Genomic DNA, 14,550 nt, shown 5'->3' with positions numbered 1-14,550 from the left:
TGTTCCACCCTAAGGGGCGGCACTGACATCGGCGGCGCCGTCACGGAATGTGCAGCGGATTGGGCACGGTGCCGTGGACGGCCGCGTGCGGGCGGTCCGGGCGGTCGCGGTAGCCGTCGAGGTGCAGCCGGTTGCGGTTGAGACAGAGCCGCTCGATCCGTGGGGTGAGCAGGTCGAAGGTCTCGTAGCGATCTTTCATCCGCGGGAAGCGCTCGTGGTGCCCCACGATCTCCGCCCGCACGAGCGACCAGAAGGTGGCCTCCGGCACCCCGAGCTGCTCCTCGCACAGCGGCGCGAGGTAGCGGAAGACACCGACGAAGAGGCCGGAGTGGATGAACTGCGTGAGGAAACCCGGTGGTTCGGTGAGCAGCACGGCCCTCACGTCGTCGGGCATCGAGGCGTGCTCGGGAAGGGGAACGGCGCTGATGTTGATGTCGTCGACGAAGTCCTTCACGGCGAGACGGGTGGGCACGTCGTTCTCGTCGAAGACGACGATGGCGTTCTCGCCGTGCGGGGAGAAGACGGTGCCGTAGCGGTAGAGGAAACGCAGGAGCGGCGGGAGCAGCGCGGCGAAGAGGCGGCGGAGCCAGTCGGCCGGGGCCAGGCCGGAGCGGCCGACGAGCTCGGCGGTGAAGGAGCGGCCGGCGGGGTCGGTGTGCAGCAGGGCCGCGAGGGTGCGGGCGCGCTCCCCGGGGGCGAGGGCGGGGCCGAGGGGCTCGCGCCAGATACAGCCGAGCAGCTCCTTGTACTGGTACGGGACGCCGGGCATGCGGTCGTAGAGCGGGTGCTCGACGGTCACGGAGGCGGTCTCGCCGAGGAGGATCACCCGGGTCTCGTCCCGGAGGAAGTCGTCGGAGTCGCGCAGGGACTGCACCCAGGCGGTGACCGCGGGGGCGGCGAGGGTGCGCTCGGTCGGCAGGCCGCGCCAGACGAGCGTGTTGAGGATCGAGAGCGGGAGCTTGACGGTCCGGGCGTGCGGCCGGCTGGTGTTGAGGAAGGTGCGGACGGACTGCTGGGGCAGCCGGAGGTCGTTGTCAGTGGGCAGGGGGATGATGGATCCGTCGGCGAGACAGGGCGCGAAAAGGGGGGCCACGGTCTCGTCCCACTGCCAGGGGTGGATGGGGAGCCAGAGGTAGTCGGCGGGGTCGCGGCCGTGGTCGGCGACGGTGCGGGCGTAGGCGGCGCGGGTGCCGGGGGCGAGCTCTTCGGCGTAGAGCAGATCGGGGGTGGCCAGTGCGGGGACGGCCCGGTAGTGCGCGAGGTCGCGGTGGGCGGCGATCCAGGGCAGGCGGCGCGGGGTGCGGGCCTCGGGGGCCCACCGGTCGGCGTCGGAGGCGGAGAAGCCGAGGCGGCCCTTGTTGGCGATCAGCCAAGGGTGGCCGGTCTGGTGGCCTTCCAGTGCGGCGTAGTCGAGGTCGGCGAGGTCCGCCGCACTGAGGGCGCTCGCCCGGAGGCGGGTGTCGGCGGAGAGGGTGGCGAGGAGTTCCCTGGCCAGATGGCCGGTGGTGTCACCGGAGAGGCCGAGGACGGTGTCGTGGGCGAGGGCGAGGAAGTGGAGGGGGTCCTGGGAGGGGGCGACGGAGTCCGGATCGACCCGCCAGTGGCCGTACGCGCTGCGGCGTGCGCGGAAGCGGTAGGTCACGTCCTCTGTTAAGGAGAGCCGGTAGGCGGTGGCGGGTGCCTCGGCCCCGTCGTCGGGCTCGGGGGTCAGCACGCCCTCGTAGCTGAGTTCGCCGAGCATCTTGGCGAGCAGGCGGGCACCCGCGAGGGACCAGTCGGGGCCGGCGGGACGTTCGGTCCGGGGCGAAGGAGGCAAGGGGGCTCCTTGAGTAGGCCGATGAGGGGAGGAGGCCGATGGGCCTAGAGGAGGGTGCGCAGGGCGCGGTCGCGGGCCACCAGGGCCGCGCGCTTGTCCGGAAGGTCGATTTCCGCGGTCAGCCGGAAGCCCGCGCTCAGGAACGCGGAGACGCACGGGGTGTTGCGCAGGTCGGGTTCGGCGACGACACGCCCGCAGGACGGCCGGTGGTCCAGGACGAGGTCGGCGACGGTCCGCAGCAGGCGGGTGCCGACGCCGCGGCCCCGGTCGGCGACCTTGCCGATCAGCAGGTGGATCCCGGTGTCGTGCGGGCGGGCGGGGTAGTGGCGCGCAATGGGGTCGAGGTCGGCGCGGTAGACCTCCCAGTAGCTCATCGGCACGCCGTCGAGCACTCCGAGGCAGGGGATGCTGCGGCCGTCACCGCCGGTCTGGGCGCGCAGGTGGGCCTCGGTCACGCTCTCGGGCCCGCCCAGCTTCCAGAACGCCGCGACGGCCGGGTCGTTCATCCAGCGGGTGATGAGCCGCAGATCGCGCTCGACCCGGACCGGCACGAGCTGGAAGGTGCCCGCGCCGGTGTCGGCGGGCCCCCAGTCGGCGAGGGAGTCGAGGAGGTCGGATCCCGGGCCGATGGCCCCGGCGGGCCCGCGGCCCGCGGGGATCGCGGCCGGCTCCGGGGGGCCGTGGTCGATGAGTTCGGCGAAGTCTTCGGACAGCTTCAGTTCGAGCGTGGTCTCGCTGTCGGTCGGCGGGCCGGCACCGGCGACCGCGGGGGCGCTGTCATCGACGCTCGGCCCCGCGATGCCGGCGATCGGAGGGCCGGCGATCGGAGAGCCGGCGTGGAGGTGGTCGGTGTCCGGGCGCGGGCCCGGGCCTTCGCTGGGGTCGGTGGGCGGCACGGAGACGCTCTCCTCTCGGAGGATCCCCTCGGTGTCCGGGATCCCGTGGGCCCGCGGGGGCCCGTGTCCTCAAGGGCCCCGTTCGCCCGGGGCCGGGGCTCGCGCCGGTCATCGGGCCGACGTGACCAGGGGGTTGGCGATGGTGACGTAGACGGACTGGGTGTCGACCGGGCCGACGAGCTCGTCGAGCCCCTGCAGCCTGGTCAGCATGTTGGCCTTGCAGCGCAGGGTGGGCGCTTCGAGAAGGCGGGCGGGCAGGGTGGAACGGCCGGCGGCCGGGCCGGCCACGGCGTCCTTGAGGAAGCGGCGCAGCGCGGCCAGCAGGATCTGTTCGTCGGCGAGGCGCTGTGCGCCGAACGCCCCGATCAGGCCGAGGACGTTGTTGATGCCGAGGTAGTAGGTGAACCTCTCGTCGGTGACCTCGTCGGACACGAAGGTGTCGCTCTCCGCGCCGATTCCGGGCAGCCGCCGGTCGAGGGCGTCCCGGTGGGAGGCGCGGAAGTAGTAGCCCTGGTTGTCGCGGTAGCGGCCGCCTGCGGGCCAGCCCTCCCGGTCCAGGAGGACGAGCGTGTTCTGCTGGTGGGCCTCCAGGGCGATGCCCGCCTCGCCGTCCAGCCAGAGCACGGGGCGCACGACCGCCTCCAGGTAGCGCAGGAACCACTCCGCGGAGACGGCCCCGGCGGGGCGGCCGGTGCGGTGCGCGAGGCGGGCCACGATCTGCGCGAGACGCGAGCGCATGGCCGGCACCCCGGCGGGCCCGCCGGGGTGCTCTTGGCACGCCTGGCGCCCCTGGCGCCCCTGATGCTCTTGGCACTCCTGGTGCTTTTGATACTCCTGGTGCTGCTGATGCCCCTGGTGCGCCGGACCGGGGGCGGGCCAGGGCCGCGGCGATACGAGTCCGGCGAGGCAGACGGCGTCGTCACCGGGGCCGAAGGGGTTGTGCCGGATGACGGCGTCGAGGCCGGTCAGCGGAGCACCCTCGGGGGTGTCCACGGCGAGCCAGGCGGGGTCGCGGACGACGTCGAAGCCGAGCCCGCCCGGGCAGGCCGCACGCCACTGCTCGGCGAGGCCGCTGCGCAGCAGGCGGTGCACCTCGACGCCGCGGTGCAGCTCCTTGCGGAGGTTCTCCCTGCGGGAGTTGGTGATGCGCAGGCCCAGGGAGAGCTTCAGCATCGCGGGGGCGCCGGGCCGGTGGACGGTCCGGACGGACGAGGTGGCGTACCAGGGCGCGCCGAGGGGGCCGAGGTCGTGCAGCAGGCCGGCGTCCAGGAGCCGGCGGACGCCGGGGCGGCTGCGGACGTCGTGGGCCTGCCAGGGGTGCAGCGGCAGCGCCGCGGTGTCCTCGGGCAGGCGCAGCTCCGGGCCGGCGAGCCGGGCGGCGAGGGTGACGGCGTCGACGGGCCGGCCCCGCTCGGTCCACGCCGAGTCCATGGCGAGCAGGGAGCGGTGGACGGCCATCCAGTGCAGCGGGAAGGCCCCGCGCAGCTCCGGGGAGTAGACGTGCGCCTCGGTGTCGGAGAGGCCTTCGCGGCTCTTGGGCGTGGGGTGGAGGGGATGGCCGAGGAGCAGGGACTGCTCGGCGTAGAGGAAGAGCTCGCCCGCGTCCGGGTCGGCGGGGCGGGCCCGCCGGTCGGCGAGGAAGGCCGTCGTGCGCCGCGCGGAGTCCGCCACCCTGCCGACGAGCTCCGTCGTCCCGTCCGTGCCTGCGCATCCGGCGCGGGCGGCACGGTGGGCGGTTTCGCGGCCGAGGAGCGCCGCCAGGGTGACGGCGTCGACGGCAGGGGCGTCCTCCGGCGCATCCGCCAGGGCCGGCCGGCCGAAGCGGTGCCAGCCGGCGGCGGACCAGTAGGTGACGGGGACCCGCAGGGCCGTCCCGCTCGCGGGGAAGGGCAGTTGCAGTTCGGTACCGGCGGGCCGCGGGACACCGGTCTCGCGGACCCAGCAGCGCAGGAGGTTCTCCACGGCGGCGGCGTCGGCTGCGAGGCCGGGGTCGGGGTGCTCCAGCGGGTCGGGGGCGCATGGGAGGCCCGCCTCCGCGGTCCCGTCGCGCGGGGCGCCGCCCTGGCGGGGGACGGCGGAGACCACGGGCTGCCGCTCGGGGGCCGGCTCGCGGTCCTGGCCGGCCGTGGAAGCACCGGTCCCGGTGGATGCGTTCATGCGGTGTACGGCGTGCACGTCGCGGCGTCAGGCCGGGGATGCGGCGCCTGCCTCCTTCGGTGTGCTCGGGGCGGGGATGCGGCGGCCGGGCCGGCAGACCGCGGCGACGGCGTCGGCGAGCCGCTCGAGGACCGCCTCGGCCTGCTCGTCGGTGATGGTCAGGGGCGGCAGGAGGCGGACAACGCAGGAGTGACGGCCGCCCAGCTCGACGATCAGGCCCCGGCGCAGGCACTCGCGCTGGACGGCCGCGGCCCGCTCGGGCGAGGCCGGCAGCGGTCCGGCAGCGGGGCCGTCGCCGGGGGACCGGAGCGCGGCGGTCTCCCCCGCGCGAGTGGCCGACGGTCGGCCGCCCTCCTGGCGGTCCCCCTCCGGGGCGACGAATTCGATGCCGATCATGAGTCCGGCCCCGCGGACCTCGCCGATGCAGTCGTACTCCCCCGCCAGCCGCCGCAGCCGGTCCAGCATGCGCGCGCCCAGCGAGGCGGCGCGCGCGGCCAGACCGTTCTCCCTGACGTGGCGCAGTGTGGCCGCTCCTGCGGCCATCGCGAGCTGGTTGCCCCGGAACGTGCCGGCGTGGTCGCCGGGCTGCCAGGTGTCGAGATCGCCGCGGTAGACGATGACGGCGAGCGGGAGGCTCCCGCCGATGGCCTTGGACAGGACCATCACGTCGGGCACGATCCCGCTGTGCTCGACCGCCCAGAAGGCTCCGGTGCGGCCCACGCCCGTCTGCACCTCGTCGGCGATGAGCGGGATGGAGCGTGCGGCGGTGAGGGCGCGCATCCGGCGCAGCCAGCCGTCGGGCGCGGGCAGCACGCCGCCTTCGCCCTGCACGGGTTCGACGATCATCGCGGCGGGGCGGCGCACCCCGCTCTTGGGGTCGTCCAGGAGGCTCTCGGTCCAGCGGGCGGCGAGGCGTGCCCCGCTCTCCCCGCCGACGCCGAACGGGCAGCGGTAGTCCTGCGGATAGGGCAGCCGGGTCACCCGCACGCTCGGCGCCGCACCCGAGGCGGCGAGCGCCCCCTCCGTCATGCCGTGGTAGGCCCCCGTGAAGGCGAGCATGCCGTCGCGGCCGGTGGCGGTGCGCACGAGTTTGAAGGCGGCCTCCACGGCGTCGGTGCCGGCCGGGCCGCAGAACTGGATGCGGCCCGTCTCCGCCAGCTCCCGGGGCAGCGTGGCGAACAGCTCGTCCGTGAAGGCGTCCTTGACCGGGGTGGCCAGGTCGAGCACGTGCAGGGGCGCGCCGGAGTCAAGGACGGAGCGGATGGCCTCCAGCACGACCGGGTGATTGTGCCCCAGCGCGAGCGACCCGGCCCCCGAGAGGCAGTCGAGATACCGGCGGCCGTCCGCGCCCTCGATCGTCAGCCCCCGGGCCCGCACCGGCACGATGGGCAGCGACCGGGCATACGTACGGGCGGCCGATTCGCGGGACGACTGCCGCCGGAGGATGCCTTCGTGCGCTGCGACCGAAGGCTCCGTCGGCGGTAGCTGGGTCAAGGCCACGGCTCTGGCTCCTCCTGCTGAACGCTGGTCGGCACTCCCCCGTACGTAGTAACGACGCCGCGCGCGGCGGATCACGGCCCGCCGTCAAGATCCTTCGCGGCGGAACCGAGGACCCGCCCGTTCCCGTCTCCTCACGCACCGGCATAGTGGGGCCCTGCCTCGCCCGTTGGGGCGGTGCATGACAACTCCACAGCGTGGCCGCGACATTGCGGACACGTCCGAACAGAACGATCAGGGGGAACCCACTTCATGCCATCCATCCGCAGGCCCGCGCTGGCCGCGGCCGCTCTGACGGCCGCGCTGGCGCTGACCGCCACCGCGTGCGGCCCGACCGAGGACGAGGCCGCGGGGAGCGACAAGCCCAGCGCAACCGCCTCGCAGAAGGGCGACGAGGGCCTCGAGCTGCCCAAGAACCTTCCCAGTTCCCTGAAGGACCTGGAGAAGTGGAAGAACGGCGCCTGGAAGGACTGGGACAAGGAGCAGTGGCTCCGCGAGGCCCGCGACTTCATCAACCCGATCATCAAGGGCCACTGGAAGCCCGACACGATGAAGGACGCCCGCCCCAGCGACAAGACGCTCGCCACCCAGGGCGCGCCGGGCACGGCGCCGGGCGCCTCCGGTGACCAGGGCGTGACCGACCCCGAGCCGCGGCCGGTCCAGGCCAAGTCCGTCAACGTGCCGTACCACAACAACGCGGCCCCGGTCGGCAAGGTCTTCTTCGACAGCCCCCAGGGCCACATGGTCTGCTCGGCCACCGTCGTCAAGGACCCGGCACACCCCGGCAAGTCCAACATGGTGTGGACCGCGGGCCACTGCGTGCACGCCGGCACCAAGGGCGGCTGGTACCGCAACATCGCCTTCGTACCGTCCTACAACGACAAGGGCCTGCCGGGCGCCCAGGTCAACAGCGCGCCGGTGCAGGACGTCGCCCCGTACGGCGTGTGGTGGGCGGACTGGGCGCAGACGTCCTCGCAGTGGATCAAGCAGGGCGCCGAGACCGGCGGCGCGGGTGCCCCGTACGACTTCGCCGTGCTGCACGTGAAGCCCGAGGCCGGCTCCGGCAAGTCCCTGGAGGAGACCGTCGGCAACGCCCTCACGGTCGACTTCAGCACCCCCCAGGTGAAGTCCATCCAGTCCATGGGCGCTTGGGGCTACCCGGCGGCGGCTCCCTTCGACGGCCAGAAGATGTACGACTGCATCGACAGGCCGGGCCGGCTGACGCTCGCCGCGAACGAGCCGACGATGTACCGCATCGGCTGCACGATGACCGGTGGTTCGTCCGGTGGCGGCTGGTTCGCCAAGGGGCCCGACGGCAAGGTGGTGCTGGTCTCGAACACCTCGATCGGCCCGGCCAACAGCACCTGGCTGGCCGGCCCGCGCCTGGGCCCGGAGGCCAAGGGCGTCTACAACGCCATCAGCGGGAAGTTCGCCAACCGCCGGTGACGCCGAGGCCGCCGCAGGCGCAGTAGCCGCGAGGCATCACGGACCACGTACATGCGGAAGGCCCGTTCCCCCGATTCGGGGGAACGGGCCTTCCGCATGTGACGGTGACGCCGTGGCGCGTGCGCCGCGGGATGTCAGCCGAGGGACGTCAGCTGAGGGACGTCAGCCGCGGGCGGCGGGCACGTACCGCTGGAGCTCGGCGGCGAGCTCCTCGTGCACCCGGGCCTTGAGCAGCGTGCCCTCCGGGGTGTGCTCCTCGGAGATGACCTCGCCGTCGGCGTGCGCCCGCGCGATCAGCGAACCGTGCGTGTACGGCACGAGCGCCTCGATCTCCACGGCCGGGCGCGGCAGCTCCGCGTCGATCAGGGCGAGGAGCTCCTCGATGCCCTCGCCGCTGCGCGCCGACACCGCGATCGAGTGCTTCTCGATCCGCAGCAGCCGCTGCAGGACCAGCGGGTCGGCCGCATCGGCCTTGTTGATCACGACGATCTCGGGCACGTCGACCGCGCCGACGTCGCGGATGACCTCGCGCACGGCGGCCAGCTGCTCCTCCGGCACCGGGTGCGAGCCGTCGACCACGTGCAGGATGAGATCGGAGTCGCCGACCTCCTCCATGGTGGAGCGGAACGCCTCGACGAGGTGGTGCGGCAGGTGCCGAACGAAGCCGACGGTGTCGGCGAGGGTGTAGAGCCGCCCGGAGGGCGTCTCGGCCCGGCGCACGGTCGGGTCGAGGGTGGCGAACAGGGCGTTCTCCACCAGGACGCCGGCTCCGGTGAGCCGGTTGAGCAGGGAGGACTTGCCCGCGTTGGTGTAGCCGGCGATGGCGACCGACGGGACCTTGTTCCGGCGGCGCTCCTGGCGCTTGATGTCGCGGCCGGTCTTCATCTCCGCGATCTCCCGGCGCATCTTCGCCATCTTCTCGCGGATCCGCCGCCGGTCCGTCTCGATCTTGGTCTCACCGGGGCCACGGGTGGCCATGCCGCCGCCGGACGAGCCGGAGCCGCCACCACCCATCTGCCGGGACAGCGACTGGCCCCAGCCGCGCAGGCGCGGCAGCATGTACTGCATCTGTGCGAGGGAGACCTGCGCCTTGCCCTCGCGGGACTTGGCGTGCTGGGCGAAGATGTCGAGGATCAGGGCGGTGCGGTCGACCACCTTGACCTTGACGACGTCCTCCAGCTGGATGAGCTGGCCGGGGCTGAGCTCACCGTCGCAGACGACGGTGTCGGCGCCGGACTCCAGGACGATGTCCCGCAGCTCCTGGGCCTTGCCCGAGCCGATGTAGGTGGCGGGGTCCGGCTTGTCGCGGCGCTGGATCACGCCGTCGAGCACCAGGGCACCTGCGGTCTCGGCGAGCGCGGCGAGCTCCGCGAGGGAGTTCTCCGCGTCCCTGACCGTGCCGGACGTCCAGACGCCGACCAGCACCACGCGCTCCAGGCGCAGCTGCCGGTACTCGACCTCGGTGACGTCCTCCAGCTCGGTGGAGAGGCCGGCCACGCGCCGCAGGGCCGCCCGCTCGGAGCGGTCGTACTGCTCGCCGTCGCGCTCCCCGTCGATCTCGTGGCTCCAGGCGACGTCCTCTTCCATCAGGGCGTCGGCCCGAAGGCTCTCCGGAAGGCTCTGCCGGTCCTGGGGAAGGGAAGAAGAGGAGGTCATTTGATCCTTTGCATCGTTGGGAGGTGGCGGCCGCGAATGCAGTGGCCGCACCGTCGACAACGCGCGGACGGCCCCGGAGATTCCCGGGCCGGCGGCCTCGCCGACCCGTCGATGGTCCCACGTGGTCGGCGGAGCGTCACGCGGGTTTCCGGGGCGCCTCCCGGGCCGCCTTCCAGTCGGCGTGACCCGGCATGGGCGGGGTCTTCGGGCTGTAGAGCCAGGCCTGCAGGAACTCCTTCAGGTCCTGGCCGGAGACCTGGGAGGCCACGGCGGTGAAATCCTCCGTGGTGGCGCTGGCATCGCGGTAGGCGCTGATCCACTCGCGCTCCAGCCGGTCGAACGCCGCCGCGCCGATCTTCTGGCGCAGCGCGTAGAGCACCAGCGCGCCGCCGTCGTAGACGACGGGCCTGAAGATGCTGGTCCGCTTGCCCGGGTCCGGCGGCTTGGGCAGGGCGGGCGGGCCGCCGTCGGCGCGCCAGGCGTCGGAGTGCTCGTACGCGGCACGCATCCGGACGTCGAGGGTCCGGCCGCCCTTGTGCTCGGCGTACAGCGCCTCGTACCAGGTGGCGTGCCCCTCGTTGAGCCAGAGGTCGGACCAGCTGTGCGGGCTGACGCTGTCACCGAACCACTGGTGTGCGAGCTCGTGGACCATGATGGACTCGAGGTACCAGGAGGGGATGTCGTCCCGGATGAACAGGCCGCGCTCGAAGAGCGAGAGGGTCTGCGTCTCCAGCTCGAAACCGGTCGACGCGTCGGCGATCAGCATGCCGTAGTTCTCGAACGGGTACGGCCCGACCTTTCCCTCCATCCACGCGATCTGCTCGGGCGTCTTCGACGTCCACTTCTCCACGCGCTGCCGGTCGGCGACGGGGACCACGTCCCGCACGGGCAGGCCGTGCGGCCCCGTGCGGTGCACCACGACCGAGCGGCCGATGGAGACCTGGGCCAGCTCGGTGGCCATGGGGTGCTCGCCGCGGTACGCCCAAGTGGCGTTCGCCCCGCGGACCGCACGGCCCGCGGGCAGCCCGTTGGCGACGACGGTCAGGGCCTTGGGCGCGGTGACGCGGAAGGTGAAGCGGGCCTTGTCGGAGGGGTGGTCGTTGCAGGGGAAGACACGGTGCGCGGCATCGGCCTGATTGGCCATGACCAGCCCGTCCTTCGTACGGATCCAGCCGCCGTCCTTGCTGTTGCGCGGGTCGCTGGTGTGGCGGACGACTACGGTGAACAGGCCCTCCGCCGGCAGGGCGACGGACGGCGTGACGACCAGGTCCTCCTTGGCGGAGGCGAACTTGGCGGGCATGCCGTTGACCGTCACGGAGCGGACCGTGCCGTTGCTGAAGTCGAGGTTGAGCCGGTCCAGGCCCGTGGTGGCCCGTGCGGCGATGGTGGTGACGGCGTCGAGCGGCCGGTCGTTGCCGCGGTAGTCGAAGGCGATGTCGTAAGCGGCGACCTCGTAGCCGGGGTTGCCGAGATCCGGGAAGAGGCGGTCGCCGACGCCCTGGGGGCTCGTGGTGGGTGGAGCCGCGGCGCCGACGAGGAGGGCCGAGACGGCGGCGGCGAGGACGGCGCGGCGGCGCACGGACCTCCGGCGGACCGAGGCGGGTTTCCCGGATGAGTGCGGCATGCGTCCATCGCTACCAGCGCGCAGGCCCCCCGCGGTGGCGGCACGGCGCCGCCCCACCCGTACGAGCGTGCCGGAAGGCTGTACGACAGGTACTCGTCCGGGGGACCGCTCCCCTGCCCCCTGCGAGGGACGGCACACCGCCCGGCGGCTCTCCCCCGCCTTCCCCGGCTAGAGCTGCGCGGTGGCCACCGGCCGTCCGGCCCGCTCGACGTCGTAGACCCCCGGGACCCGCCGCATGGCGCGCATCAGCTCCGGCAGCTGGGCGGCGTCCGGCAGCTGCAAGGTGTAGGTGTGGCGTACGCGCTGCTCGTGGGGCGGCTCGACGGCCGCCGAGATGACCGCCGCCCCCTCGGCCGCGATGGCCTCCGTCAGGTCGGCCAGGAGGTGCGGCCTGCTGAACGACTCGGCGCGCAGGGTGACGCGGTAGTCGCGGGCACCGCCGCCCTCCGGGCTGCTCCACCGCACCCCTACGGGCTCCCGCCCGGAGGCGACCATGCGGTGCACCGCAGGGCACTGTGCCCGGTGGACCGTCACCGCGCCCCCGCGCACGGCGAAGCCGGTCACCTCGTCGGGCGGGACGGGGGTACAGCAGCCCGCCAGCCGTACGCTCGCGGCCGCCAGGTCCGCCCCGTCGGCCGTGACGGCGACGGGCCACCGCGCGGCCGGCGCGGTGGCCCGGGGCGGCGGGCAGGGGCGGCCCGGGGCGAGCGGGACGGGCGGGGCGGGCTCCACCGCGGGATGGCTGGCCAGCCACTGCTCGATGGCGATCCGCGCGGCGGGCGTACGGGCGTGCTCCAGCCACTCCGGGGAGGGCCCGGAGGCGATGTCGCGGGACATCAGCAGCTGGAGGGTGTCACCGTCGCGCAGGACGGTGCTGAGCGTGGCGAGGCGGCCGTTGACGCGGGCGCCGATGCAGCTGTGGCCGCCGTCGCCGTGCTGCGCGTAGGCCGCGTCGACACAGCTCGCCCCGGCGGGCAGGCCGATCGTGCCGCCGTCGGCGCGGAAGACGGTGATCTCGCGGTCCAGGGCGAGCTCGTCGCGGAGGGAGGTCCAGAAGGTGTCGGGGTCAGGCGTGGCCCGCTGCCACTCCAGCAGCCGGGAGAGCCAGCCCGGCCGGGTGGGGTCGATGCGCTCCCCGTCCGTGGCGTCGGGCGTCTCGGGCGTGGCGTACGGATTCCCCAGGGCGACGACGCCGGCCTCGGCGACCTTGTGCATCTGGTGGGTGCGGATGAGGACCTGGGCGGGCTCCCCTCCGGGGCCCGCGACGGCTGTGTGAAGCGACTGGTAGAGGTTGAACTTCGGGGTGGCGATGAAGTCCTTGAACTCCGAGATGAACGGAGTGAAGCAGGTGTGCAGCTCGCCGAGGACCGCGTAGCAGTCGGCGTCCTCCGCGACGAGGACGAGCAGTCTGCCGAGGTCCGAGCCGGTCACCGCGCCGCGCTTGAGGCGCACCCGGTGCACGGAGACGAAGTGGCGCTGCTTGACGAGGACGTCGGCGGCGATGCCCGCCTCGCGCAGGACAGCCCCCACCGCCTCCGCGGTCGTCTCCAGGGTCGCGAGGCCTGCTGCGTGCCCGGTGACGAGCTCGCGGGTGCGGGCGTATTCGTCGGGGTGGAGGATCGCGAAGACGAGGTCCTCCAACTCGGTCTTGAGTGCCTGGACACCCAGCCGCTCGGCGAGCGGGATCAGTACGTCCCGCGTGACCTTGGCGATGCGGACCTGCTTCTCGGGCCGCATCACGCCCAGCGTGCGCATGTTGTGCAGCCGGTCGGCGAGCTTGATGGACATCACCCGGACGTCGTTGCCGGTGGCCACGAGCATCTTGCGGAAGGTCTCCGGCTCGGCGGCGGCGCCGTAGTCGACCTTCTCCAGCTTGGTGACGCCGTCGACCAGGAAGCGGACCTCCTCGCCGAACTGCCCGCGGACCTGCTCCAGGGTCACCTCGGTGTCCTCGACCGTGTCGTGGAGGAGGGAGGCGGTCAAGGTGGTCGTCTCGGCGCCCAGTTCGGCCAGGATCAGGGTCACGGCGAGCGGATGCGTGATGTACGGCTCGCCGCTCTTGCGGGTCTGGCCGCGGTGGGAGGACTCCGCGAGGAGATAGGCCCGCCGCAGGATGTCGAGATCGGCGCCCGGATGGTGGGCGCGGTGCACCTTGGCGACGTGGTCGATGGCGTCCGGCAGCCTGCCGCGCGCGCCCGAGCCGCCGAGCGCCGCGCGCCCCAGCCGTCTCAGGTCGAGGCGGGCGCGGCCGCGCCTGCGGCCGGGAGCAGCACCTTCGTGCGTGGCGTCTGTGCTCATGGGGGCACCTCCGGCAGCGTCGACCGGCGGTCGGCTGCACGCCTCCGTACCGGTGCTTGATGCTACCGAGCCCATCACGCGCTGCTCACCCGCTCTCGCCCAGAGTGAAACGGATCACCCATTCGAGCGAGCCACGCCGCCGGGAGTCCGGCGAACGGACCGGAAAAGAGGTAGTGCGCCCGGGAAGCCGGCCGGGGAGCGCCTCAGGCGAGCGCCGCGTCCAGCCAGGAGGGCTCGAAGGTGCCGCCCGCGACGATCACGGCGGGGCCGGTCATCTCGACCGTGCCGTCCGGCGCCTCGCTGATCACCAGGCGCCCGCCGGGGACGTCCACGGTGTACGTGACGGGCAGGCCGGTCACGGCCGGGTCCAGGCCGTCCCGGCGGGCGGTCGCGACCATCACCGCGCACGCGCCCGTGCCGCAGGAGCGGGTCTCGCCGGAGCCGCGCTCGTGGACGCGCATGGCCACGTGCTGCGGTCCTCGGTCGACGACGAACTCGACGTTGGCGCCCTCGGGGTAGGCGTCCGCGGGGGCGACGGCGGGGGCGGTGAACAGGTTCCCCGCGTCGGCGAGGTCGTCGACGAAGGTGACGGCGTGCGGGTTGCCCATGTTCACGTTGCGCGCGGGGCGGCTGCGGCCGTCGACGGTGACGGTCACCTCGCCCTCGGGGAGCACGGCCCGCCCCATGCCGACGGTGACGTCGCCGGCCGCCCCCTCGGCTCCGCCCTTGGCGATGTGGGCGTGCCGCAGGCCCGCACGGGTCGCGACGGTGAGGTCGCCCGCCTCGACAAGACCGGCGTGGTGGAGGTAGCGGGCGAAGACCCGGACGCCGTTGCCGCACATCTCGGCGATGCTGCCGTCGCTGTTGCGGTAGTCCATGAACCACTCGGCCTCGCCGACCATCGCACGCGCCTCGGGATGGGCCGCGGACCGTACGACGCGGAGCACTCCGTCGCCGCCGATGCCCGCGCGGCGGTCGCACAGCCGGGCGACGGCGGCGGGGGACAGCTCGATGCGGCCGTCGTGGTCCGGGATGATCACGAAGTCGTTCTCGGTGCCGTGACCCTTGAGGAAGGCGATCTGTGCGGTGCTCACGATTCGATGGTACGGGGGCCGCCCGCGGTCTCCCCGGCGAGGCCCCGGGCCCGCCCGCGGCCCCGG

General features: G+C 73.5%; 9 protein-coding genes. 1 reads left to right on the top strand and 8 read right to left on the bottom strand.

Going from position 1 to position 14,550, the window contains the following annotated elements:
* Positions 1-40: 40 nt before the first annotated feature.
* From FGW37_RS24120 to FGW37_RS24105, 4 genes are all read right to left on the bottom strand, one after another.
* Complete coding sequence (locus FGW37_RS24120; protein ID WP_246430524.1) at positions 41-1,816, bottom strand: IucA/IucC family protein; 1,776 nt, start codon at positions 1,814-1,816, stop codon at positions 41-43.
* Between the two features lie 44 nt (positions 1,817-1,860).
* Positions 1,861-2,712 carry a GNAT family N-acetyltransferase gene (locus tag FGW37_RS24115; RefSeq protein ID WP_179082950.1) on the bottom strand — a complete coding sequence of 284 codons (852 nt, stop codon included), beginning with the start codon at positions 2,710-2,712 and terminating at the stop codon, positions 1,861-1,863.
* Positions 2,713-2,820: 108 nt separating this feature from the next.
* Positions 2,821-4,869: an IucA/IucC family protein gene (locus FGW37_RS24110; RefSeq protein ID WP_179082949.1), complete on the bottom strand. Its 2,049-nt coding sequence runs from the start codon at positions 4,867-4,869 to the stop codon at positions 2,821-2,823.
* Between the two features lie 27 nt (positions 4,870-4,896).
* On the bottom strand, positions 4,897-6,369 hold the full coding sequence (locus FGW37_RS24105) for a diaminobutyrate--2-oxoglutarate transaminase family protein (RefSeq protein ID WP_179082948.1): 1,473 nt from the start codon (positions 6,367-6,369) through the stop codon (positions 4,897-4,899).
* 249 nt (positions 6,370-6,618) lie between these two features.
* Here FGW37_RS24105 and FGW37_RS24100 point away from each other — a divergent pair, with 249 nt between their 5' ends.
* On the top strand, positions 6,619-7,812 hold the full coding sequence (locus FGW37_RS24100; protein ID WP_179082947.1) for a trypsin-like serine peptidase: 1,194 nt from the start codon (positions 6,619-6,621) through the stop codon (positions 7,810-7,812).
* A 162-nt stretch (positions 7,813-7,974) separates the two neighbouring features.
* Here FGW37_RS24100 and hflX read toward each other — a convergent pair whose 3' ends face one another.
* The 4 genes from hflX to dapF all read right to left on the bottom strand — a co-directional run bounded on the left by hflX (position 7,975) and on the right by dapF (position 14,484).
* Positions 7,975-9,468, bottom strand: a complete 1,494-nt coding sequence (hflX, locus tag FGW37_RS24095; RefSeq protein WP_179082946.1) for a GTPase HflX — start codon at positions 9,466-9,468, stop codon at positions 7,975-7,977.
* 136 nt (positions 9,469-9,604) lie between these two features.
* Positions 9,605-11,092: a M1 family metallopeptidase gene (locus FGW37_RS24090; RefSeq protein WP_179082945.1), complete on the bottom strand. Its 1,488-nt coding sequence runs from the start codon at positions 11,090-11,092 to the stop codon at positions 9,605-9,607.
* Positions 11,093-11,260: 168 nt separating this feature from the next.
* The gene (locus FGW37_RS24085; protein WP_179082944.1) at positions 11,261-13,390 is read right to left on the bottom strand and encodes a RelA/SpoT family protein; all 2,130 of its coding nucleotides are present in this window, start codon (positions 13,388-13,390) and stop codon (positions 11,261-11,263) included.
* Between the two features lie 203 nt (positions 13,391-13,593).
* Positions 13,594-14,484: a diaminopimelate epimerase gene (gene dapF / locus FGW37_RS24080; protein ID WP_425506586.1), complete on the bottom strand. Its 891-nt coding sequence runs from the start codon at positions 14,482-14,484 to the stop codon at positions 13,594-13,596.
* Positions 14,485-14,550 lie beyond the last annotated feature (66 nt).

This window comes from Streptomyces rectiverticillatus (assembly GCF_013394065.1).
Lineage (GTDB): Bacteria > Actinomycetota > Actinomycetes > Streptomycetales > Streptomycetaceae > Streptomyces > Streptomyces rectiverticillatus.
This window is presented reverse-complemented; position numbering and strand designations above follow the sequence as displayed.